This window comes from Comamonas thiooxydans, assembly GCF_000964545.1.
GTDB lineage: Bacteria > Pseudomonadota > Gammaproteobacteria > Burkholderiales > Burkholderiaceae_C > Comamonas > Comamonas thiooxydans.
Genome location: NZ_BBVD01000010.1, coordinates 1 through 21,072, shown reverse-complemented (window position 1 = coordinate 21,072; position 21,072 = coordinate 1). Strand labels below are relative to the sequence as shown.

General features: G+C 63.1%; 21 protein-coding genes. 11 read left to right on the top strand and 10 right to left on the bottom strand.

Annotated features, from left to right (window positions below):
• Positions 1-25 precede the first annotated feature (25 nt).
• The gene (locus Cth01_RS16730) at positions 26-628 is read right to left on the bottom strand and encodes an SMI1/KNR4 family protein (protein ID WP_045839847.1); all 603 of its coding nucleotides are present in this window, start codon (positions 626-628) and stop codon (positions 26-28) included.
• A gap of 125 nt (positions 629-753) precedes the next feature.
• Here Cth01_RS16730 and Cth01_RS16725 point away from each other — a divergent pair, with 125 nt between their 5' ends.
• A complete protein-coding gene (locus Cth01_RS16725) occupies positions 754-1,233 on the top strand; it encodes an acyl-CoA thioesterase (RefSeq protein WP_003069412.1) in 480 nt (159 codons plus the stop codon).
• A gap of 51 nt (positions 1,234-1,284) precedes the next feature.
• Here Cth01_RS16725 and cobA read toward each other — a convergent pair whose 3' ends face one another.
• Genes cobA through Cth01_RS16710 form a run of 3 tightly spaced genes read right to left on the bottom strand, consistent with a single transcriptional unit; the run spans position 1,285 to position 4,105 of the window.
• Positions 1,285-2,085, bottom strand: a complete 801-nt coding sequence (gene cobA / locus Cth01_RS16720; protein ID WP_045839846.1) for a uroporphyrinogen-III C-methyltransferase — start codon at positions 2,083-2,085, stop codon at positions 1,285-1,287.
• A gap of 9 nt (positions 2,086-2,094) precedes the next feature.
• On the bottom strand, positions 2,095-3,099 hold the full coding sequence (gene ybiB, locus Cth01_RS16715; RefSeq protein ID WP_034352702.1) for a DNA-binding protein YbiB: 1,005 nt from the start codon (positions 3,097-3,099) through the stop codon (positions 2,095-2,097).
• A gap of 58 nt (positions 3,100-3,157) precedes the next feature.
• Positions 3,158-4,105, bottom strand: a complete 948-nt coding sequence (locus Cth01_RS16710; RefSeq protein ID WP_045839845.1) for a LysR substrate-binding domain-containing protein — start codon at positions 4,103-4,105, stop codon at positions 3,158-3,160.
• Positions 4,106-4,236: 131 nt separating this feature from the next.
• Between Cth01_RS16710 and Cth01_RS16705 the strand changes: the two genes are divergently transcribed.
• From Cth01_RS16705 to tsaD, 7 genes are all read left to right on the top strand, one after another.
• Positions 4,237-5,286 (top strand): zinc-dependent alcohol dehydrogenase, encoded by a 1,050-nt coding sequence (locus tag Cth01_RS16705; RefSeq protein WP_233425212.1) that lies wholly within the window; start codon positions 4,237-4,239, stop codon positions 5,284-5,286.
• Positions 5,283-6,002 carry a hypothetical protein gene (locus tag Cth01_RS16700; RefSeq protein ID WP_045839844.1) on the top strand — a complete coding sequence of 240 codons (720 nt, stop codon included), beginning with the start codon at positions 5,283-5,285 and terminating at the stop codon, positions 6,000-6,002. Before Cth01_RS16705 ends, Cth01_RS16700 begins: the two co-directional genes overlap by 4 nt.
• A gap of 50 nt (positions 6,003-6,052) precedes the next feature.
• Positions 6,053-7,021 (top strand): Bug family tripartite tricarboxylate transporter substrate binding protein, encoded by a 969-nt coding sequence (locus tag Cth01_RS16695; RefSeq protein WP_043004809.1) that lies wholly within the window; start codon positions 6,053-6,055, stop codon positions 7,019-7,021.
• Between the two features lie 134 nt (positions 7,022-7,155).
• Positions 7,156-8,202 (top strand): porin, encoded by a 1,047-nt coding sequence (locus tag Cth01_RS16690; RefSeq protein WP_045839843.1) that lies wholly within the window; start codon positions 7,156-7,158, stop codon positions 8,200-8,202.
• Between the two features lie 165 nt (positions 8,203-8,367).
• Positions 8,368-9,078 (top strand): DUF937 domain-containing protein, encoded by a 711-nt coding sequence (locus Cth01_RS16685; RefSeq protein WP_045839842.1) that lies wholly within the window; start codon positions 8,368-8,370, stop codon positions 9,076-9,078.
• A 153-nt stretch (positions 9,079-9,231) separates the two neighbouring features.
• A complete protein-coding gene (locus tag Cth01_RS16680) occupies positions 9,232-9,687 on the top strand; it encodes a CBS domain-containing protein (protein ID WP_043004812.1) in 456 nt (151 codons plus the stop codon).
• 86 nt (positions 9,688-9,773) lie between these two features.
• Positions 9,774-10,814: a tRNA (adenosine(37)-N6)-threonylcarbamoyltransferase complex transferase subunit TsaD gene (tsaD, locus tag Cth01_RS16675; protein WP_034352676.1), complete on the top strand. Its 1,041-nt coding sequence runs from the start codon at positions 9,774-9,776 to the stop codon at positions 10,812-10,814.
• A gap of 54 nt (positions 10,815-10,868) precedes the next feature.
• Here tsaD and wrbA read toward each other — a convergent pair whose 3' ends face one another.
• Together wrbA and Cth01_RS16665 are read right to left on the bottom strand one after the other, a co-directional pair.
• Complete coding sequence (gene wrbA / locus Cth01_RS16670; RefSeq protein WP_034380050.1) at positions 10,869-11,471, bottom strand: NAD(P)H:quinone oxidoreductase; 603 nt, start codon at positions 11,469-11,471, stop codon at positions 10,869-10,871.
• A 279-nt stretch (positions 11,472-11,750) separates the two neighbouring features.
• The gene (locus tag Cth01_RS16665; RefSeq protein WP_045839841.1) at positions 11,751-12,134 is read right to left on the bottom strand and encodes an Hsp20/alpha crystallin family protein; all 384 of its coding nucleotides are present in this window, start codon (positions 12,132-12,134) and stop codon (positions 11,751-11,753) included.
• Positions 12,135-12,225: 91 nt separating this feature from the next.
• On the opposite strand from Cth01_RS16665, the gene Cth01_RS16660 reads away from it, so the two are divergent.
• Positions 12,226-13,518: a branched-chain amino acid ABC transporter substrate-binding protein gene (locus Cth01_RS16660; RefSeq protein WP_034380045.1), complete on the top strand. Its 1,293-nt coding sequence runs from the start codon at positions 12,226-12,228 to the stop codon at positions 13,516-13,518.
• 68 nt (positions 13,519-13,586) lie between these two features.
• Here the strand turns inward: Cth01_RS16660 and mltB are convergent, their stop codons facing one another.
• From mltB to Cth01_RS16640, 4 genes are read right to left on the bottom strand one after another with little or no spacing between them, the layout of a single operon-like run.
• Positions 13,587-14,729: a lytic murein transglycosylase B gene (gene mltB, locus Cth01_RS16655; RefSeq protein WP_045839840.1), complete on the bottom strand. Its 1,143-nt coding sequence runs from the start codon at positions 14,727-14,729 to the stop codon at positions 13,587-13,589.
• On the bottom strand, positions 14,726-16,834 hold the full coding sequence (locus Cth01_RS16650) for a transglutaminase TgpA family protein (RefSeq protein ID WP_052703370.1): 2,109 nt from the start codon (positions 16,832-16,834) through the stop codon (positions 14,726-14,728). The genes mltB and Cth01_RS16650 overlap by 4 nt, the downstream gene beginning before the upstream one ends.
• On the bottom strand, positions 16,831-17,892 hold the full coding sequence (locus Cth01_RS16645) for a DUF58 domain-containing protein (RefSeq protein WP_045839838.1): 1,062 nt from the start codon (positions 17,890-17,892) through the stop codon (positions 16,831-16,833). Before Cth01_RS16645 ends, Cth01_RS16650 begins: the two co-directional genes overlap by 4 nt.
• A 34-nt stretch (positions 17,893-17,926) precedes the next feature.
• Positions 17,927-18,847 carry an AAA family ATPase gene (locus Cth01_RS16640; protein WP_034380034.1) on the bottom strand — a complete coding sequence of 307 codons (921 nt, stop codon included), beginning with the start codon at positions 18,845-18,847 and terminating at the stop codon, positions 17,927-17,929.
• A 36-nt stretch (positions 18,848-18,883) separates the two neighbouring features.
• Between Cth01_RS16640 and Cth01_RS16635 the strand changes: the two genes are divergently transcribed.
• Together Cth01_RS16635 and Cth01_RS16630 are read left to right on the top strand one after the other, a co-directional pair.
• Positions 18,884-19,843, top strand: coding sequence for a histone deacetylase family protein (locus Cth01_RS16635; RefSeq protein ID WP_003053043.1), 960 nt, complete (start codon positions 18,884-18,886; stop codon positions 19,841-19,843).
• 21 nt (positions 19,844-19,864) lie between these two features.
• Complete coding sequence (locus Cth01_RS16630; protein ID WP_045839837.1) at positions 19,865-20,641, top strand: enoyl-CoA hydratase; 777 nt, start codon at positions 19,865-19,867, stop codon at positions 20,639-20,641.
• Positions 20,642-21,072: the final 431 nt, after the last annotated feature.

Genomic DNA, 21,072 nt, shown 5'->3' with positions numbered 1-21,072 from the left:
CAAGGCCGCGATTGTCCCAGATGCCTCAGATTTTGGGCTCGTCCACTACAAAGCCCCAGAAACCGTCGTCGCAGTGAATGCAGCAGGCCGTAAAGTGATTCAGGTCACTGGCGTGAAACCAGATCAGGCCCAGCTTGGAGTCGCACAGTGCGTCGGCCTGATCGGCGAGGCTGAGTGCCGCAATATGCTCCAGCTCCATATCGCCGAAGAATTCCTGCAGATCGCTGGCGCCCAGAAAAAGGTCGTGGTCCAGACTGCCGATCTTTCCTTTGTGCCGACCGTGCAGAACTTCCACAAATGGGTTGCCACCCTGGTCGTGGCCAATGGCCACGAACCAGCGGGCCAGCAGAAATTCGGACTGTACGGTTTTCAGGTCTTCCTGATGCTGTTGCGCGCCAAAGCTGAAGAGGTCGGCAAAGTTGGCGTGGCTTTCGCTGGCAATCTCGGTGCTGTCATGAAGATAGCTGGCGTGGTCTGAGGCCTGTTCCAGCGCATACATGGAAAAGCCGTTCTGTGTGATCAGAAACTGCGCATAAGCATCTGAGAAGCCAATGTGTGCCTGCAGCGCTGCAACTTCCTGTGCGCTGGCGGCGGGCTGGCCGAAGGGGTTGGGAAACAGAACTTGCAAGACGCACTCCTGAGACTTACAGCACGGTGTAAGTCGGTACTTGTTTATATCTGCAGCCCATTGTCCCATTGGGGTATGCGCAAGGGTTCAGCGTGCGTTCCGGATCACTTCTAGAATCGCGCCCCATGAATACACCATCCCACCAGCTGAGCATGACCGTGCTCATGTCGCCTGACATGGCCAACTTCTCCGGCAATGTGCACGGGGGCGCCATCTTGAAATTGCTGGACCAGGTTGCCTATGCCTGCGCCAGCCGCTATGCGGGCCGCTATGTCGTGACGCTGAGCGTGGATCAGGTGATGTTTCTGCAGCCTATCCACGTAGGTGAGCTGGTGACTTTTCTGGCCAGCGTGAACCACACCGGCAAGTCCTCCATGGAAATCGGCATCAAGGTGATTGCCGAGGAGATTCGCAGCCAGGTGGTGCGCCACGTGAACAGCTGCTTCTTCACCATGGTGGCCGTGGACGATGACAAAAAGCCTGCCCCCGTGCCTCCGCTGCAGCTCGAAACCGACGAGGAAAAGCGCCGCTGGGACGCCGCCATCATCCGCAAGGAACTGCGCAAGGAGCTGGCCGAGCGCTTCGCCGAGACTCGTACGCCCTGAGTCGGGTCGCCGCTAGCCTGGGTTGCGGGACAGCCCGGGGGCGGTCCAGTCTCAGGCGGCCGCTGATTGCGGCAAGGCTTGGGGCTGGTTCTGCCAGGCGGCAATACCCTGGACCACATCGCCGACGATGATGATGCTGGGGCTGCCCAGCTGATGCTCGGCAATGCTCTGCGGCAAATCCTTCAGCAAAGTCAGCGCATGCCGCTGCTGCGGCAGGCTGGCATGCTGGATCACGGCAACGGGCGTGCTGCCGGGCAGGCCGCTGAGCAACTCGCTGCTGATGCGCTCCACGCTGCTCACTCCCATGTAGATCACCAGCGTCAGCTTGGCCGCATGGGCCGTGGCGGCGATCTGGCGCCAGTCGGGGCCGCTGTCGCCGGGTTTGGCATGGCCGGTCATGAAAAGCACGCCATGCGCGCGGTCGCGGTGAGTCAGCGGGGCGCCAAGGCTGGTCAGGCCCGCGAGACCGGAGGTGATGCCATTGATGACATCCACCTCGATACCGGCCTCACGCAGATGTTCGACCTCTTCGCCGCCACGGCCAAAGATGAAGGGGTCCCCGCCCTTGAGGCGCACCACGCGTTCGCCGTCCTGCACGGCGGCAATCATGAGCTTTTCGATAAAGGCCTGGGGGGTGCTCTTGCAGCCGCCGCGCTTGCCCACATAGACCACGCGGGCAGAGGGCGAGGCGTGGCTCATCACGCCATCGCTGACCAGATCGTCGACAAACAGCACGCTGGCCGCGGCAATGGCCTTGGCGGCCTTGATGGTCAGCAGCTCGGGGTCGCCGGGGCCGGCACCCACCAGGGTGCAGGAGCCGCGCTGATTGGGGCTGTGGGAAATGGCAGTCATTGTGGGGTCTCAGTCGGGGCTGCGGTTATAGGCTTGCAGTGCGGCGCGGCTGGCGGCAGCGCCGGCATCGGTGACCTGCATGGCCTGGTGCAGGGCTTGTATCTGTTCCAATTGTTGCGCGATCGGCGCCGGCACAGGCAACTGGCCGTTCAGAATGTCCAGCGTCAGCCGGGCTGTCTGCTCGGCATTCAGATCTTGTTCCGGGGCACTGATCTCGGTGCCGGATGCGAGCTGGCTGCTGTGCAGGGAAGAGCGCTCAAAGCAGATTTCTCCGGCAATCACACCCGTGCTCACGGGTTCGCGGTGAGGGGCGGCCACGGCCTCGCCCTCCGTGCCGCGCACCAGCAGCGCACTGGTTGCGCGCAGGGCCAGCGTCTGGAGCATGGGCTGGGCATAGGCCGGGTGGGTATAGCTGGCCAGCACCAGCCCGGATTGCGCGGTGCTGCTGCCATGGATGGGGTCCAGCAGTTTGACGATGCTGTGCGAGGGGTTGCGCAGGCCCATCTGGCGGCGAATCTGCAGCAGCCGATCCAGCGGCGCCAGCAGGTGACGGGTCTGCATCCAGACCTTGTCTCCAGGCTCCAGAGCGACGGGGCGCTCGATGGCCGTCCAGCCGAGTTGCCGCCACACCTGGTCCGTGCCCAGGCGCTTGTCTTCGGTATGGCTGCCGTGCACCAGCACCGGCAGGCCTTGCTGCGCCAGCAAACCAGCCAGCAGCGGTGTGAGGTTGGCCAGCTTGCGCGAGCCGTTGTAGCTGGGGATGACCACCACGGGCTGGGCCTTATGGGCCTGTGGCCACACGGGCAGACGTTGCTGGGTGGCGTCGAGAAAGCCTGCCAGCTCTTCGGCGCTTTCGCCCTTGAAACGCATGGCAATGCAAAAGCCGCCCAGCTCCAGATCACTGACCTTGCCGTCCAGCACCTGCCCCATCAGATCGCAGGCCTGGGCCCGCGAAAGAGAGCGCGCGCCCTTGGTGCCGCGACCGATTTCCTTGATGTAGTGGCTGATGCTCATGATTAACGTAATTGTCGCTATAAAAACCATGAGTTGTCAGACGATTTGGTTATATAAATCAAACCGGCTGTGCTCGAGACTCCGTCGCTCCCTGTTGCGCCAGCTGTGCAGCCAGGGCCTGTAGCTGGGATTGCGCGAGCTGGGCGACAAGGTCCAGCATCGGGTTGCTTTTAAGCGCTTCGGCAGATGCGAGGACGGCGAGCCGGCTGACCTGGCGCGAAGCCCGAAGCGGCCGGAACACGATCTGCTCGCGGTGGAACATCGCGAAGGACGCCGGCACGATGGCTACGCCCAGACCGCAGGCCACGAGTGCCAGCACATTCACCAGCTGGCCAGCCTCGTGGCGTATCAGCGGAGTGAAGCCGGCCTCGGCGCACAGCGCGACAGTGCGGTCGAAGTAGTCAGTGTCCTGATAGCGGGTGAAGCCCACAAAGGGCTGATGCACGGCTGCTTGAAGATCCAGCATTCCACTGCCTCCGGCCAGAGTGTGGGAGGCCGGAACTGCCAGGCAATAGGGGTCATCAATGCTGGCCAGCTCAAGCTCGTCGGCCTCCTTGTGCCCGGGGCGGGCAAAGCCGAGTTCCAGCTCGCCCTGGCGCAAGGCCCGCTGCTGCAGGGAGGAAATCATTTCGCGAGCTTCGATCTGCACATCACAGCCGGCCTGTGCCACATCCCGCAGCAAGCCGGGCAGCAGTGACTGCATGGCCGAGGGAACCAGCCCCAGGCGCAGCACGGTCTGGCTGCTGCGCTCTCGTTCGCGCGCGCGCAAGGGGGCTTGCTCGGCACGCGCCAATATGACGCGCGCATCTTCCAGCAGCGACTCGCCCGCAGCGGTGAGTTGCATGCCGCGCGGCAGGCGGGTGAAGAGCTGCGTGCCGACCTCATCCTCGAGTTGCTTGAGCTGCTGCGACAACGGCGGCTGGGCGATGAATAGCTTGCGGGCGGCCCTGCTGACGTTGCCCTGCTCGGCAACCGCCACGAAATAGCGCAGATGTCTCAGTTCCATGCCTGAATAAATCCATATTTAGAAAGTATGAGTTTTATATTAAATCAGTGTTGGACATATGAATGAAGGGCGGCAACACTGCCGATCCTGTTCGTTCTGAGATGCATGTCCACGCATGCATTGCCTCTCTCATGCAAGCCTTGCAAAAAACCGAGTCCGCCAAGGGACTGAAGCTCAACGAGGTCGACATGCCGTCGCCTGCCGCAGGTGAGGTGCTGCTGCGGGTTCATTCCACCGGTGTCTGTGGTACGGATCTGCATATCGATGCCTGGACGGCGAGCTATCACTTTTTGCAGGCCGCGCTGCCGGTGACCGTGGGTCACGAGTTCAGCGGCGAGATCGTGGCCAGAGGCGAGGGGGCCGAGCACCTGCCCCTGGGCCAGTTGGTGGCCGTGCGGCCTTCGGTCACCTGCGGCAGATGCCCCAGTTGCAGTGCCGGCGACTTCGATGCCTGCACCACCCGCCGCGGCATCGGTGTCATGCGCCATGGCGGTTTTGCCGAGTATGTGGCCGTGCCCCTGCGCAATTGCGTGCCGATTCCACACGGCGTGGACCCCGAGGTTGCCGCATTGGCCGAGCCGCTGTCGGTGAGCTTCGAAGCCGTGCGCACGGGCAATGTCCAGCCCGGCGATCGCGTGCTGATCCTGGGGCCTGGCAATATCGGCCAGGGCATTGCGCTGTTTGCGCGTGCCGCGGGGGCGGCCCAGGTGGTGGTGGCCGGCCATGGCGATGCCGCGCGGCTGGAGGTCCTACGCTCCATGGGGTTCGAGGATTTGCTGGACTTCGAGGGGCAGGACATCGACGAAGCCCTTGCCGCGTACACGCAACAAGCTCTCTTTGATGTGGTGATCGAAGCCACCGGGGCGGCTGCCGTGCTGGCGCCGGCCCTGCGAGCGCTCAAGACCCATGGCGTGCTGGTGATTGCCGGCATTCATTCCGCTCCCGTGCCGCTGGATCTGACGGCCCTGGTGCGACGTCATCAGCAGCTGCGCGGCTCCTATCGCACGCCCGAGCGCTGCTGGCTGGAGGTTGTTGAATTCATGCAGACCCATCAAGATCAACTGCGCCTCATGATCACCCATCGCGTGCCGCTTGCGCAGGCCGGGCAGGGTTTTGAGCTGGCGCGTGCACGGCTGGCGAGCAAGGTGCTGATTCAACCCGGCGCGGGTTCTGCATCATGAGCAGCGCCTTTCTGGCCTTGTGGAACGACATCGACCGGCCTGAGGCTCGCGCAGAATACGAGGCTTGGCATGCCCTCGAGCATGTTCCCGAGCGCGTGGGCTTGCCGGGCTTTGTCTACGGCCATCGCTATGTCGGAGCCTGCGGATACTTCACGCTCTACGGTCTGGAGTCTCTGGCAGCCCTGGACTCGGCCGAGTATGCGGATGTGATCGCCAATCCCACGCCCTGGTCGGCACGCATGAGGCCGCGCCTGAGTGCTTTCATGCGCAGGCCCTGCCTATTGCAGGTCCAGGTTGGAGCATCCAGCGGTGCGGCGTTGACGACGCTCAAGGCCGTCACCACCGATGCGCAGGCCTGGGCCGCGCAGGCAGCCCGCTGGGCGGAGCAGGCGGTGCGGCAAGGGCGTCTGCTGCGTGTCACGGCGGGCGTGGTGCCTGTGGAGCGTTGCTTGCACTACCCCGTTGGCGGGGAGCGCATTGTCGAGCAGGCCCAGGGGGAAGTCACGGTGGTCATGCTGGCCGAGCATCTGGATGGACCGGCATGCGCCCAAGGCAGCCAATGGTGGGCCGACCGAATGCAGGCGCATCACCTCGAAAAGCCGCAGCAGCGGGACTTTGTCCTGCAAACCCGGGTGTACCGTTCGCAGCTTGCCCTGCCCGCCAGCGGACGCCTGCCACCGATGATGGAACTAATGGCTGGATACGCCGATTGTTGATCCGAGACTGAGACCGAGATTCTGGAGACATGAAGATGACAAAAAAATCGATGCCCGTGCGCCGGGCTGCCCTGCTGCTGTGCGCCGCTGCCTGCCTGCCCTTGGTGGCTCAGGCCCAGGGCAAGGCTGACTGGCCCACCCGCCCCATACGTTTGATCGTCGGCTATGCCAGCGGCTCTTCGCCCGATGTGCAGGCCCGATTGCTGGCCGAGCCCCTGACCAAGGCCCTGGGGCAGCCTGTGGTGGTGGAGAACAAAGGGGGTGCCAGCGGCAATATCGGCGCCGACGCCGTGGCCAAGGCCGGCGACGGCCACACCATAGGCGTGATCGGCAACGGCCCGTTGACCAGCTCCAAGTTTCTCTACAGCAAGCTGCCCTACGATCCGATCAAGGATCTCGCACCGCTGGCCATGATCGGCTCGGCGCCTCTGGTGCTGGTGGCTCCCAAGTCCATGGCTGCGAATGCGGGCGCCTATTTCAAGGCGCTCAAGACCGGGACCCAGGGCAACTACGGCTCGGTGGGCACGGGGTCCGGCGGCCACCTGGGCGTGGAGCTGATCAAGGAAGCCATGGGCCTGAATCTGCAGCATGTGCCCTATAACGGCGGTCCTGCCGTGGTCAACGCCTTGATGGGCGATCAGGTGCAGATGGCCTTGCTGCCGGCCTCCACCGTCATGCCCCTGGTCCAGTCCGGCAAGCTGGCCGCCCTGGCCGTGAGTTCCAGCAAGCGCAGCCCGCTCGCGCCCGGCGTCCCGGCCATGCCCGAGATTGGTGCCGGCAATGTGGACATCGAAGTCTGGAATGCGGTCATGGCACCGGCCTCCATGCCTGCAGAGCATCGCGCCAAGCTGGCCGCGGCCTTGGAAAAGATTCTTCATGCTCCCGATATCCGCAGCAAGCTGCTTGCCCAGGGCTGGCGCATCGACGATACCAGCGCCGCCTCGCTGGCCAGGCGCATCGAAAACGATGCACGCATCTACGGCAGCCTGATCACGCAAAAGAACATCCGCCTCGAATGAGCGCGGCCGGCGCAATCTGAGGCGTCGGACTCCCACACAGTGTCCCCGCAACTGCGGCGGATGCTGCTGTCAGCGGCTCGATAGCGGCAGGACTCTGCCGCGAGCCCCATCCATTATTAAAAAAGAGAGACTTCATGACATCCTTGCAATCGGGAGGCTTGGCCGTGGCCGCTGCCTTCATCTCCACATGCTCGCTGGCTCAGGCCCAGACCGCAGCGCCCGCCACATCCCAGCTCACGCTGTACGGTGTGGTGGACATGGCCGCCGAGTCGGTGTCCACCGGCGCGGGTCGCACCCTGCGCGCGGAAAGCGGTGTCCTGGCGGGCTCGCGCTGGGGTGTTCGCGGGACTGAGGATCTGGGCGGTGGCCTGCGTGCGCTGTACGTGATGGAGGCCGGACTGAATGCCGATACCGGCGAGCGCGGTCAAGGAGGGCTGGCCTTCGGTCGACAGATCTTTGTCGGCATGGGCGGCGACTGGGGTCAGCTGACGGTAGGTCGCCACTACACCACGTTTCATACCTCGCTGGCTTCCTATGCCCTGACGGGCCTGATCTGGGGCAATGCCGCCAACTATTTCCGTGACGGCACGGTGCTGCGCGCCGACAACTCGCTGCGCTTTCAGTCGGCTTCCATGGCAGGACTGGTGGTGCGGGGCATGTACTCGTTCGGGGAGAACGCCGGCACCAGTGTGGGGCGCCAGTTCGGCGGCTCGCTGGACTACACGCGCGGTCCCTGGAGCCTGGGTGCTTCGCTGTGGGAGCGTCGCACCACGGCCCAGAACACCGACCGCTATCGCTTGCTGGGCGGCTCCTATGACTTCAAGGTGGCCCGGGCTGCCTTGCTGCTGTCCACCCGGGAGGATGATTTGCCGGATGCCGCCAGCAAGCGCGGACGCTTCTTTGAAGCCAGCATGACCATACCGGTCAGCACGGCAGGGCAGTTGCTGCTGTCCTATGGGCAGTTCCAGGGGCGTGCGCGCGCGAACAGCGATGCGCGAGCCCTGAGCGTGCGCTACGACCATGCGCTGTCCAAGCGCACCAAGCTGTATGCGGGTGTCTCCGCAATCCGCAACGAGGCCGACGCAGCGTTCACCATCAACAGCGCCAGCAATGCCGGGCCTTCGGTTCCCAAGGGCAGCAAGCCGCGCTCGCTGCTGGTGGGCATCTCGCACTCCTTCTGAGCCAAGCCGTCACAGGACGCAGCGGCCTGCAGGAGGCCCTGTCCAGGGCGCAGGCCGCCTCAATGGTCTATAGCCCGGGAGGGGCTTGCGTAGTGAATGAACATTGATCACATTTCGGGACACAGGGCGCGCGTACCATGTGCGCTGTTTTTGAGGAGTGTTGAAATGACCGCGAACGCATCTTTGACCGACGAACTCATGGGCCAGCTGCAGGGCGCTCCCATGCAGGGCCTGGCCAAGCAGCTGGGCATCGACTCCGTGCAGGCCGAGCAGGCCGTGGGTGTGGCGCTGCCCATGCTGTTTGGTGCGCTGGGCCAGAACACGGCCCAGCCTCAGGGAGCTGCCGATCTGTTCGGTGCGCTGCAGCGCGATCACAGCAGTGCCAATGGCGCGATGGATATGGGCGGTCTGCTGGGCGGGCTCGGCGGCCTGCTCGGCGCAGCGGGCGGTGGCGCCGGTGCGGCTGGCGGCCTGGGTGGGCTGGGCAGCATTCTGGGCTCGGTGCTGGGAGGCGGCTCCGGTGCCGGAAACTCGCAGCTGGATGCAGGTGCCATCCTGGGAAATATCTTTGGCGGTCAGCAGCAGCAGGCCGAGTCCCGGCTGGGTCAGGCCACGGGCCTGGGTGGCAATGCGGGTCAGTTGCTGGCCCTGCTGGCCCCGCTGGTGATGTCCTTCCTGGCCAATCGAGTCCAGTCGCAGGGCATGGGGGCCGGCGACCTGGGCAATGCCCTGGATCAGGAGCGCGGCCAGATCCAGTCGCAAGGCGGTGCGGCAGGAGGCATCCTCGGCAGCCTGCTCGATCAGAATGGCGACGGCAAGCTGGATGCCGGAGATCTGTTCAAGCTGGGCGCGGGTCTGCTGGGCGGTCGGCGCTGAGCCCGGATTGAGTGACAGTATCAAGGCAGCTTTGGCTGCCTTTTTTGTTTTTGTATACGGGCATAGCCTGATTGCCGCAATGCAGCAGGATTCTCACACTGGTCATGTCGTCATGCGTTTTGCATGACAGGCCGATCCAGAAAGGAGAACCAGATGACGACCGTCGCCGAAATTCTGCGCGCCAAGGGCAACAGCACTATCTACAGCGTTTCTCCCTCCGACACCATGCTGGCTGCACTGCAGCTCATGGCGGAAAAAAGCATTGGCGCGCTGCTGGTGCTCGAAGGTGGCGATATCGCGGGCATCGTGACCGAGCGCGACTACGCGCGCAAGATCGCTTTGCAAGGGCGAAGCTCGGCCAGCACGCGCGTGGACGAGGTCATGACGCGCAAGGTGCATTGCGTGCTGCCGCGCCAGACCAGCGAGGAGTGCATGTCGCTGATGACCAGCAATCGCATGCGCCATCTGCCCGTGATCAACGAGACCCGCGAGCTGCAGGGGCTGATTTCGATTGGCGACATCGTCAAGGAAATCATCTCGGCCCAGCAGTTCACGATTCATCAGTTGGAACACTATATTTCCGGGACCCCCAATGTGAATCAACCGTAGGATGCTATGAATTGAATAGCAAAGGCGGGCAGGGCTAATGTCCGCCTTTTCTGCATCTGGAAGGCGCAAGTTCTACACTTGCGGCCATGAGTTTGCTGATCCTGGGAATCGAATCCTCTTGTGATGAAACCGGTGTGGCCCTGGTGCGCACGCCGGACGGCCAAGGTGTGCCCACCTTGCTGAGTCATGCGCTGCACAGTCAGATTGAAATGCACCGCGCCTATGGCGGCGTGGTGCCCGAGCTTGCCAGCCGTGACCATATTCGCCGTGTGCTGCCGCTGACCGAGAAGGTGTTGGCCGAATCCGGGGAGCAGCTCGAAAACGTCGATGTGATTGCCTTTACGCGCGGACCCGGTCTTGCCGGGGCTTTGCTGGTAGGCTCCGGTGCAGCCTGCGCCATGGCAGCCGCGCTGGACAAGCCTGTGCTGGGCGTGCACCACCTCGAAGGCCATCTGCTCTCGCCTTTCCTGAGTGCCGACCCGCCGGAGTTCCCGTTTGTGGCCCTGCTGGTCTCGGGGGGGCACACCCAGCTCATGCGTGTGGACGGCGTGGGCGAATACGAAATCCTCGGTGAAACCATAGACGATGCGGCGGGCGAGGCTTTCGACAAATCGGCCAAGCTCATGGGCTTGCCCTATCCGGGCGGTCCCGTGCTCTCGAAGCTGGCGGAGGGCGGCGATCCTCAGGCCTTCAAGCTGCCTCGCCCCTTGCTGCATTCGGGTGACCTGGACTTTTCGTTTGCCGGCCTCAAGACGGCCGTGCTGACCCAGGCCAAGAAGCTGGGTGAAGAGCTGGAAGCGCGCAAGGCCGATCTGGCCGCCAGCACGCAGGCCGCGATTGTGGATGTGCTGGTCAAGAAAACCATGGCTGCACTCAAGCAGACCGGCATGAAGCGGGTGGTGGTGGCGGGAGGTGTGGGTGCCAACAAGCAGCTGCGCGAGCAGCTCAATGAAGCCTGCGCCAAGCACAAGATTCGCGTGCATTACCCCGAGCTGCATCTGTGTACCGACAACGGCGCCATGATTGCCATGGCTGCCGCCATGCGCATACAGGCGGGACGTGAGCAGGCCCTGCATGAATATGCGTTTGACGTGAAGCCGCGCTGGCCGCTGGATTCGCTCAGGTGAATCCGTGCAATAGAAAGCAGCCCAGGTGGCTGCTTTTTTCATGGTTGCCTGCGTTTATCCGGCCAGCTTTACGGCCAGTTTCGCTACGTTCTGGCCCTGGTAGCGGGCAATGCTCAGCTCGTCGGGATGAGGCTGGCGCGAACCATCGGCACCCGCAATCGTCGAGGCGCCATAAGGCGAGTTGCCGCCCTTGACCGCGCTCAGATTGGTCTGTTCGGGCAGCGGATAGCCGAGCGGCACGATGATCATGCCGTGATGGGCCAGTGTCGCCCAGGTGGTAGTGGCCGTCATTTCCTGGCCGCCGCCGGTGCCGGTCGAGGTGAAGACACTGCCGATCTTGTTGATCAAGGCCCCCTTGACCCAGAGACCGCCGGTCTGGTCGAGAAAACTGCGCATCTGGCCCGGCATATTGCCAAAGCGCGTGGGCACGCCAAACAGGATGGCGTCGTAGCCGGCCAGCTCGGCGGGGCTGGCGACCTCTGCGGCCTGATTGGCCTTGCCGCCTGCGTTCTTGAAGACATCCTCGGGCATGGTTTCGGGCACGCGCTTGACGGTGACCTCGGCACCGCTGACGCTGCGGGCGCCTTCGGCCACGGCCTGAGCCATGGTTTCGATATGTCCGTACATGGAGTAGTAGAGAACCAGCACTTTCGCCATGGGTGAATTCCTCAAGCGGGGGTTGGAAAGCGGTGCAGCAATGGCGCACCCGGCTGAACCCACAGTGTAGGAATTCAAGATGGCGGCGCGACACGCACCGGCAGTCTGCGCCTGTAGGCCAAAGCGCCGAATCAGCTCAACTCCCGGAATCGGCCATGGCATTGGCATGAAAAAAGCCCGCAACGCCAAGGCAGTGCGGGCTTTGTGCTTTCCGGCCGACCTCTTGCTAAGAGGAGATGGAAGAAAGGATGAGGCTGGCCGGTCGGCGTAAACCAGCGCTTATTCGATGCTCAGCGTCACGGCCTTGCTCTGGGGCTCGAGCTTGGCCAGGGTCAGCGTCAGCACTCCATGCTCGAGCTTGGCCTTGCTGTTGGCAGCATCGATTTCATGGCCCAGATCCCAGGTGTATCTGACCTGGCGGGCAGCGCCTTCCACACTTTCGAGCTTGACGACAGAGCCTTCCAGCGAGAGTTTGAGTTGCTCGCGTGCCAGGCCTGGCACATCCAGGGTCAGGGTCGTGAATTGGTTGTCGCGGCTGACTTGAACCTGGCGTTGTACGGGGCTTGCAGCGCCCAGGGTTTCCTGCAGAAAACGTTGCAGGGCCAAGTCGGCGGCGCGAGGGGATACAAAGGTATTACGGCTCATCACAGGGGCGAAGAACATGGTGTTTAACTCCTTTAAACTGCGCGGCTTGCGTTGTTGCCGCTTGATTCATAGGTAGGTGGTGGCAAGCGCATTTCAAGAGGTTTTTTTGATGAATAAATTGCGTCGTGATGTCTTGAAATACCTGCAGTTGCCACTACTATGCGCGCCGTTCGGCATTGCTGGCGCTGCTGTGGCTGCAGCCAATGCCAAGCTTGCGCAACCCATCAGGCTGGCACTGGTGGAGAGTCTTTCGGGCCCGTTTGCAAACACGGGCGAGGCCGTGTTCCGCAATCTGCTGTGGGCGACCGAGCGGGTGAACGCGCGCGGCGGTGTGAGCCTGGCCGACGGTCCGCATGAGCTGGTGATAGAGCGCTATGACAGCAAGGGCCAGAACGAAGAGGCGCTGTCGGCGCTGCGCGCGGCCATAGACAGCGGTGCGCGCATCATCATGCAGGGCAACTCGTCGGCCACAGCGGCGGCGCTTCTCGACGCCATCGACAAGCACAACAGCCGAGACCCTTCGCGCCGTGTGCTGTATCTGAACTATTCGGCCGTGGACCCGGCGCTGACCAACGAGCGCTGCAGCTTCTGGCATTTCCGCTTCGATGCCCATGCCGATATGCGCATGGCTGCGCTGATGGAGGTCATCAAGGACGACAAGGCCGTACACAGTGCCTATCTGATCGGGCAGGACTACAGCTTTGGCCAGGCCGTGCTGCGCGAGGCAAGGCGCCAGCTTGGCGTGCAACGGCCCGATGTGCGCATCGTGGGCGACGAGTTGCATCCCGTGGGCCGCGTCAAGGACTTTGCGCCCTATGCGGTCAAGATCAAGCAAAGCGGTGCCCAGGCCGTGATCACCGGCAACTGGGGCAATGATCTGATGCTGCTCGTCAAGGCTGCGCGCGAGGCAGGCTATGAAGGGCGTTTCTACACCTTCTACGGCAATGCACTGGGCGCTCCGGCGGCCTTGGGTGATGCCGGTGTGGGCAAGGTGCTGGCAGTGGCCGACTGGCTGCCCAATGTGCCCACGGCCGAGAGCCGCGCCTTCTACCAGTCCTTCCGTCAGCGCTTTCCCAGGCCGCAGGACGACTATGTGCATATGCGCATGCAGCTCATGATCGAGGCTCTTGCGCAGAGCCTCGAAAAAGCCGGCAGCACGGACACCGTCGCCGTGGCCCACGCCATGGAGCATGCCAGGGTCCAGATGGCGGGCCGCTCGGGCAGCATGCGGGCGGCAGACCACCAGTTTCAGCAATCGCTGGTGGTTGGCATGATGGAAAAAAGAGGCAGCGCAGGCGTGGACTTCGATGTGGAAGGCTCGGGCTACGGCTTCAAGGTAGTGCGCGAGATTGCTGCGGCCAGGGCAGAGATGCCTGGTCAGTGCCAGATGAAGCGCTTTTGAGTGGCCGGAGAACTATCGAATCAATAGCTGCCAGCGCTTGTTGGAAATGCGCTGCAGCTCGAATGAATCTAGTTGCGTGTGGCAGAGGCGGTCTGGCTGGCCAGATAGGCTTCATGTACCTCGCGCCCCAGCTCTATCACCGACAGCGCATAGAACGCCGACCAGTTGTAGCGCGTGATGGCGTAGAAGTTCTCGGTACCCGCGATGTACTCCGTGGGGCCGGAGCTGCCGTTTTTCAGCTCGATCAGTGCCAGCGGACGCTCATAGTTGTCGGCGCCCAGCACACGTACTTCACGTTCTGCCATCTGCGCGGCAGTGAATGTGGGGTTGATATCGGGTGCGAGCAGGATTGCCAGATTCTCACCCTGGGCGCGCATGTCCACGGTAAAGGCTGTGGGCAGGCCTGGCTTCCAGCCATGGCCGACGAAGTAGTTGGCGACCGAGCCGATGGCGTCGGTGGCGCTGTTGAACAGGTCTATGCGACCATCACCGTCAAAGTCGACCGCGTACTTGTCCCAGCTGGTGGGCATGAACTGACCCAGGCCCATGGCGCCGGCATAGCTGCCGCGTAGCTCAAACGGGTCACTGCCCGTGCGGCTGGCCGTGACCAGCACCTGCTCGAGCTCGCCACGGAAGTAGTCGGTGCGGGCCTGGGCGCGAGGGTGGGATTGCGGAAAGTCCAGTGCCAGCGTGGCCAGGGCATCCATCACGCGAAAGTTGCCCATGTTGCGGCCGTAAATGGTTTCCACGCCGATGATGCCGACAATGATCTCTGCGGGCACGCCGAACTGATGCTCGGCACGCGCGAGCGCCTGGTGGTTGGCCTGCCAGAACTTCACGCCGGCGCGTATGCGCACGGGGTCGATAAAGCGGCTGCGGTATACCGTCCAGTTCTTCACAAAGGTCTTGCCGGCCGGCGTCATCAGGCGTGTGACTACGGGCAGGTTGCGCGCTTCGCTCAGCTGCGCACGCACCCAGTCGACAGGCAGATCGCGGCGGACTGCGATTTCTTCGGCCAGTTGCATGGCGTCGCCCCGACCGGCATAGGCCACGGCCGTGGCGGCTGCAGCCGTGGCTACGGCAGCCGGTGCTGCCTTGCGGACGGCTTTTTTGGCCGGTGCGGCGATGACGCTGGCGGTCAGCAGGCACAGGGCCAGAGTACTCAGTGTTTTAGCTTTGAGGTGCTTGCTGTTATTGAGGGTGATGCTCATGTTTTATTTCTTGAGGGATAGGGCCAGCGTTGCTTCCGGATGGACAGCCAGCGTCGGCGCAAGGACTTCAATTCGGTGACTTCGGTATTGGAGGATGGCGCATAGCGTAGCCTTTCCATGTCCAGCAGCCAGTCGGATACGGCCGTAGCCAGGGGTGCGGATGCAGATTCCTTGGCCCAGCTCTCCTGCACGCGGCGCGACAGGCTGCGCGCGGAGTCGCTGGCACCGCTCGCTATGCCTGCGCGCTGCAGCCGCAGTCTGGCAGCGTGCATGAGCTGGCTCCAGCCGTCGCGTTGCGGACGTGTGGCGCGGGCCCAGATCAGCCACAGCAGCGCCAGAGCGCTCAAGCTGCCCGCCAGCAGGCGCAGCAGATCCGTCCAGCTTGGCGATTCGAAGCCCAGGCTCTGCAGCAGATTGAGCTGACGGCTTTGCGTGTAGTTGATTACCCACTGGTTCCAGCGGTTGTTGACGGCCTCCCAGACGGCGCGCAGCTTCTCCAGCGTGCCGGTATCGACGAAGTTGCCAACGGCGCTGGCAAAGGCACCGGGGGGAGGGCTCAGGCGCTGGAACTGGCCGACCCGGCTGGGTGCGACAGCGCCCGTGGGATCCACGCGGACCCAGCCCCGGCCGGCAATCCAGACCTCGGTCCAGGCATGGGCATCGCTGCTGCGCACGGTCCAGTAATTGTCCACGCTGTTGCGGTCGCCGCCCTGGTAGCCGGTCACGATGCGCGCGGGCACTCCCATGCTGCGCATGAGCACGGCAAAGGCTGAGGCGATGTGCTCGCAAAAGCCTTGCTTGCTGTCAAACCAGAAGTCATCGGCGGTGTGGTCGCTGTCGACCACGCCGGGCTCCAGTGTGTAGGTGTAGCCGCCGGTTTTGAGGCGCTGCAGGGCGGAGGCGATCAGCCTGTCCGTATCCGCGCCGGCGCCCGGCTGGGCGCGCAATTCGGCCTGCAAATGTTCGCCCAAAGCCTGTGTGCGTGGGTTGCTGCCGGCTGGCAGCTGCAGATAGCGCTTGAGCTCTGGAGTAAGCTGCAGCGGCCCATGACTGAAGTCGAGATGGCTTTGGGCATCGACACGCAGCACATCGGTAATTGGGCGCCAGCTCAGCCACTGGAGGCTGGAGCTCATGCGAAGCCTGCCTACCGAGGCGCCCGGCGGAATCTGCGGTTCGGTCTTGGCGGCATCCAGCAGGGTCAGCCAGCGACGCTTGCTCGGCTCGATCAGCATCTGGTAGTGAATGGGTTCACCGCTCACGCGCAACTGAGGCATGGCCATGGCGTCGAGCACAGGGTCGGCCTGCCAACGGCGGCCATCGAACTGGCTGAGAACCGGGCCGCGAAAGTACAGGGCGTTGGCCGGCGGCTCTTTGCCCTCGGGGGTATCGAAACGGATGCGCAGGGCCACGCTGTCGTCCATGGCCAACGAGGCGACCTCGCCCACGCGCATGCTTTCGGACAGGCCCGAACGCCCGGCCATATCATCGGATGGCACGCCCCATAGCGGTGTCATGCGCGGAAAAAACAGAAACAGCGACACCATCACGGGCGCTCCCCAGAGCGCGAGCCAGCCTGCAGTGCGCAGAGCCTGTGTCAATGGAGGCTTGCCGGCCGTCATATGGGCGTTGACCAGGGCTGTGAGCAGGCCCATCAGCCCGAGCACCATGGCCATGGCTGTGGGCAGGGACTGCGAATAGAAAAAGTTGCTGAGCAGTACAAAAAAACCCAGAAAGAACACCACCATGGCATCGCGCCGCGCGCGCAGCTCCAGTGTCTTGAGCGCCAGCAGCATGACGACCAGGGTCACGCCGGCATCGCGGCCCACAATCGTTTTGTGCGTGGCCCAGGTCGCTCCAATGGCGATGGTCAGTACGCCCGCCAGCACCCAGCGGCTGGGCAGGGGGGCGCTGGTCAGTGCCAGGCGTGCGCGCCACAGCAACAGGACTGAGGCAAAGGCGCTGGTCCACCAAGGTGTGTGCTGAACCTGAGGCAGCATGATCCAGGCAATGACGGCGAGCAGAAACAGCGTGTCCCGTGCATCGCGCGGCAGGGCAGTCAGGCGCTGCAGCCAGCTGCTGCCGGCGGAAGAGGCGGTTGCTTTCATGGACAGGCGGCCAATGCTTCGAGGCAGCGCGTGGTGTGCTGTACACCGCTGGCCGGCGCGATTTCCTGGCCTCCGGGCAGGCGCAGGCCCCAGGTACGGCCTTGCTGCTGAGCCATCAGCACCCAGGCGGCAAGGCGCGACAACCGCGCCTCATGGTCGGCCAGGCCGGTATGGCGCGCATCGAGCCAGAGACGGTGATGGTGGGCCATGGGCCGGTCGCGGCTGACCAGTTGGTGGCTGCCTGCGGCAAAGGACTGAGCCGCTTTCTTCCATACCACCAGCTTGAGCGGGTCGCCAGTCTGATAGCTGCGCACGTCATCGAATTCATCACCGCTGCGTACCTGGGCGCTGCTGCGGCCGCCGGCTTCGGGGCTGGCGGCTGGCAGCGGCGGGGCATGGGTTTCAGGTGCGGGATAGACCCAGACCAGGGTTTGGGGCCGCCACAGAGCCCAGACGCGAAATGCGCCCAGCGGGTAGCGCGTGAGTATGGAGATGGCGGGCAGCTCCTGCCGGCCGCGACGTGTGGGCATGAAGCTCAGCTGCACGGCGGTGCTGCCTTGCTCGGGAATGTCGACCCAGGTCCAGGCATCAGAGTGATCGGTGTTGTGCCGGGTCTTGTGCAATGCGAGACCTATGCCCCAGCGGCGCAAGCGGCGGGCATTGTGCAGGCTGATATGCATGGGGCAGGGCGCATGGGCAAAGCAGCCGCCCGACGCGTTGCCTTGAGTACCTGCGCCGCTGAGGCTCAACTGCAGACCGCGCAGATTGCCATGGCCCACAACCATGCTGGCGGCCGCGCTGCCTGCCAGCAGGAACGTGAGCAGGTAGCCCAGGTTGAGTTGGTAGTTGATGGCAGCAATCAACAGCACGATCAGCGTGGCCAGCATGGCCCAGCCCGCGCGCGAGGGCAGGATGTAGACATTGCCCTGGGTCAGCGTGAGCTGGTCGCTGCGCGGCAGACGTGCAAACATCCACTCGCGCACCCTGGCGCGGGGCGAGAGCCGCTGGAAGATATTGGAAGTCTCTGGCTGCTCGCCCTTTGATGCCGAGCGCTTCATGCTATGAAATTCATGACGAAATACATCGGCAGCATCAAGATAGCGGTACGGCTTGCATCATGGCGCGCACCTGCTCCACGGCACCACGGCCTGCATGGCCCACGGGAACCAGACGGTGGGCAATCACCTGGGGCAGTATGGCTTGCACATCGTCGGGCGCCACATAGTCGCGGCCTTCCATCAGCGCGATGGTCTTGGCCGCACGTAGCAGCGCGATGCCTGCGCGTGGTGACAGGCCCTGGGCAAACCACTGGCCGTTGCGTGTGGCGGCAATCAGATCCTGCACATAGTCGAGCAGGGCGTCGCTGGCATGCACGGCCAGAGCAGCAGCCTGCAGTTGCTGCAGCTGCTGCTGGGAGATGACGGGCAGCAGTGCATCGGCAGCGGCGCGCCGGCCATTGCCCGCGAGCAGCTTGCGCTCGGAATCGCGCGAGGGATAGCCCAGGCTGATGCGCATGAGAAAACGGTCCAGTTGGCTTTCGGGCAACGGGAAGGTTCCCAGCTGCTCCAGGGGGTTCTGGGTGGCAATCACAAAGAAGGGGGCGGGCAGGCTGTGGGTCTTGCCTTCGGTCGTGACCTGGCGCTCCTCCATGGCTTCGAGCAGCGCACTCTGGGTCTTGGGGCTGGCACGGTTGATTTCGTCGGCCAGCAATACCTGAGCAAACACCGGCCCGGGATGGAACACAAAAGCCTCTTGTCCGCGATCGTAGATGGAGACCCCCGTGAGGTCGCTGGGCATGAGGTCGGCAGTGAACTGCACACGAGAGAACTGCAGGCCGAAACTGCGTGCCAGCGCATGGGCCAGGGTGGTCTTGCCTACACCAGGAACGTCTTCGATCAGCAGGTGACCGCCTGCTAGCAAACAGGCGACACCGTCTCTGACCTGATCCGGCTTGCCCTCCATCACCGTGTTAAGCTGACTCAAAAGCGCATTAATTGTGTTCTGTGCATGCATGGCAGAAACATATCCTAAATAAGCGATAGCGGAGACATGACTGTGGGCAAGACAGGTTATTTCACCCACCGGGATTGCTGGTTGCATGAGATGGGGCCGGGCCACCCTGAATGCCCGGCGCGGCTGGACGCGATAGAGGACAGGCTGCTGGTCAGCGGCGTGGGCGATGCGCTGGAGCGCTGCAATGTGCCGCTGGCATCATTGGCCGAGATCGAGCTGGCGCATGACCCCATGCATATTGCCGCCCTGCAGGGCCTGACCGACCGGCTGGAGCAGGAGCTGGCAGCTGGCGGGCCCGAGCACAGGCAGCTCGACACAGATACCTCCATCAACCGCCACACCTTCAAGGCCGCACTGCGTGCTGCAGGGGCCACACTGGCTGCTACCGATGCCGTGCTGGCCGGTGAACTGGAAAATGCCTTTTGCAGCGTGCGCCCGCCTGGTCACCATGCCACGCGCAACCAGGCCATGGGTTTTTGCTTTTTCAACAATGTGGCTGTGGGCGTCAAGTATGCGCTGGAGCGCCACCATCTCAAGCGCGTGGCCGTGATCGACTTTGATGTACATCACGGCAACGGCACGGAAGACATCCTGGCCGGTGATCCGCGCGTGCTGATGTGCGGCATCTTCCAGCATCCCTTCTACCCGTTCAGCGGCGACAAGGACCCGGCCTCCAATATGCTCAACGTGCCCGTGGCCGCTTACACAAAGGGCATGGACATTCGAGAGATCATCGAGATGATGTGGATTCCGCGCCTCGAAGCATTCAAGCCCGAGATGATCTTCATCAGTGCCGGCTTTGATGCGCATCGCGAAGACGATATGGGCCAGCTCGGCATGACGGAAAACGACTTTGCCTGGATCACCACTCGCATCAAGGACATCGCACGGCGTTTTTCCAAGGGTCGCATTGTTTCCTGCCTCGAAGGCGGTTACGTAATGGACCCGCTGGCGCGCAGCGTGGAAGCACATCTGCGCGTATTGGCCGATATCTAGTCCGAAAGCAGGGTGACAGCAATGAGCGATTCCTTGGTACAACTGAGTCAGGATGAGCGCGGCGTGGCGCGCATCACGTTGAGCGACGCGCAGCGTTTCAATGCCTTGAGCAGTGAAATGCTCATGGCCCTGCAGTCGGCGCTGGATGCCGTGGCCAAGGACGAGCAGGCGCGTGTGGTGGTGCTGGCCGCCCAAGGCAAGGCCTTTTGCGCCGGGCATAACCTCAAGGACATGGCGGCCCATACGGAGCTGGCTTACTACCAGCAACTGTTTGCCCAGTGCAGCCGCATGATGCTCTCGATTCAGAAGCTGCCTGTTCCCGTCATTGCAAGAGTACAGGGTATCGCAACGGCAGCAGGTTGCCAGTTGGTGGCGCAGTGTGATCTGGCCGTGGCCAGCAGTGAGGCTCGCTTTGCCACCAGCGGCATTCAATACGGCTTGTTCTGCTCCACGCCCAGCGTGCCCCTGGTGCGCAACATGCCGATCAAACAGTCCATGGAAATGCTGCTGACGGGTGAGTTCATCGATGCGCAGACGGCTCTGCACTACGGTCTGCTCAATCGCGTGGTCGAGCCGGAGCGGCTCGATGCCGGGGTGGAAGAGCTGGTGTCTGCCATCGTGAGCAAGCCCCGGGTGGCCATCAGAATGGGCAAGGAGCTGGTCTATCGCCAGCGTGAAATGGGCCTGGAGTCGGCTTATCAGCTGGCGGGTCAGACCATGGCTACCAATATGCTGGATGCCGACGCGCAGGAAGGCGCTCAGGCTTTTGCGCAAAAGCGCCGGCCTCGCTGGCGCTAAACCCTGGATTTGCGCTCCCCAGCCTTCGTTGTTGGGCAGGCGGAGCTGCGTGGATGGCGTCGTTCACAGCGCAGAGTCTTGTGTTTTCAGCCCGTCCATTTGAACGACGAGGCCGCTTTCTGGCAGTGTTACCGTGAGGCCTATCTGGATGCAGGCATGGCACTGATGGACTCAATTCCTAGGTTTTACCCTGATTTGACCCATCTGAGACCCATGATTTCGCAAGGCTTGTGCATAAAATTGAACGGTCGTTCTTTTTTATGCCGTTCCACCTGCGAAGGCTGCTGCACAGATCTCCGGGCAGATTGTCTGGAAAATTGTGCAGAGAGTGTTGCGGTGCCGCATAAAATGAATCCAGTTTACGTAAACGTCAATGCAGTAATCATTAAGGAGCCGCAGCAATGAAGGTATTGGTCCCTGTCAAGCGCGTG

Coding starts and splice junctions, on each gene's coding strand:
- cobA (WP_045839846.1), bottom strand. CDS start 2,085: ATGACTGCCATTTCCCACAGCCCCAATCAGCGCGGCTCCTGCACCCTG.
- wrbA (WP_034380050.1), bottom strand. CDS start 11,471: ATGGCGAAAGTGCTGGTTCTCTACTACTCCATGTACGGACATATCGAA.
- Cth01_RS16700 (WP_045839844.1), top strand. CDS start 5,283: ATGAGCAGCGCCTTTCTGGCCTTGTGGAACGACATCGACCGGCCTGAG.
- Cth01_RS16685 (WP_045839842.1), top strand. CDS start 8,368: ATGACCGCGAACGCATCTTTGACCGACGAACTCATGGGCCAGCTGCAG.
- Cth01_RS16630 (WP_045839837.1), top strand. CDS start 19,865: ATGAGCGATTCCTTGGTACAACTGAGTCAGGATGAGCGCGGCGTGGCG.
- Cth01_RS16690 (WP_045839843.1), top strand. CDS start 7,156: ATGACATCCTTGCAATCGGGAGGCTTGGCCGTGGCCGCTGCCTTCATC.
- Cth01_RS16660 (WP_034380045.1), top strand. CDS start 12,226: ATGAATAAATTGCGTCGTGATGTCTTGAAATACCTGCAGTTGCCACTA.
- Cth01_RS16645 (WP_045839838.1), bottom strand. CDS start 17,892: ATGAAGCGCTCGGCATCAAAGGGCGAGCAGCCAGAGACTTCCAATATC.
- Cth01_RS16640 (WP_034380034.1), bottom strand. CDS start 18,847: ATGCATGCACAGAACACAATTAATGCGCTTTTGAGTCAGCTTAACACG.
- mltB (WP_045839840.1), bottom strand. CDS start 14,729: ATGAGCATCACCCTCAATAACAGCAAGCACCTCAAAGCTAAAACACTG.
- Cth01_RS16680 (WP_043004812.1), top strand. CDS start 9,232: ATGACGACCGTCGCCGAAATTCTGCGCGCCAAGGGCAACAGCACTATC.
- Cth01_RS16725 (WP_003069412.1), top strand. CDS start 754: ATGAATACACCATCCCACCAGCTGAGCATGACCGTGCTCATGTCGCCT.
- Cth01_RS16665 (WP_045839841.1), bottom strand. CDS start 12,134: ATGTTCTTCGCCCCTGTGATGAGCCGTAATACCTTTGTATCCCCTCGC.
- Cth01_RS16695 (WP_043004809.1), top strand. CDS start 6,053: ATGCCCGTGCGCCGGGCTGCCCTGCTGCTGTGCGCCGCTGCCTGCCTG.
- ybiB (WP_034352702.1), bottom strand. CDS start 3,099: ATGAGCATCAGCCACTACATCAAGGAAATCGGTCGCGGCACCAAGGGC.
- Cth01_RS16635 (WP_003053043.1), top strand. CDS start 18,884: ATGACTGTGGGCAAGACAGGTTATTTCACCCACCGGGATTGCTGGTTG.
- Cth01_RS16710 (WP_045839845.1), bottom strand. CDS start 4,105: ATGGAACTGAGACATCTGCGCTATTTCGTGGCGGTTGCCGAGCAGGGC.
- tsaD (WP_034352676.1), top strand. CDS start 9,774: ATGAGTTTGCTGATCCTGGGAATCGAATCCTCTTGTGATGAAACCGGT.
- Cth01_RS16705 (WP_233425212.1), top strand. CDS start 4,237: ATGCAAGCCTTGCAAAAAACCGAGTCCGCCAAGGGACTGAAGCTCAAC.
- Cth01_RS16650 (WP_052703370.1), bottom strand. CDS start 16,834: ATGAAAGCAACCGCCTCTTCCGCCGGCAGCAGCTGGCTGCAGCGCCTG.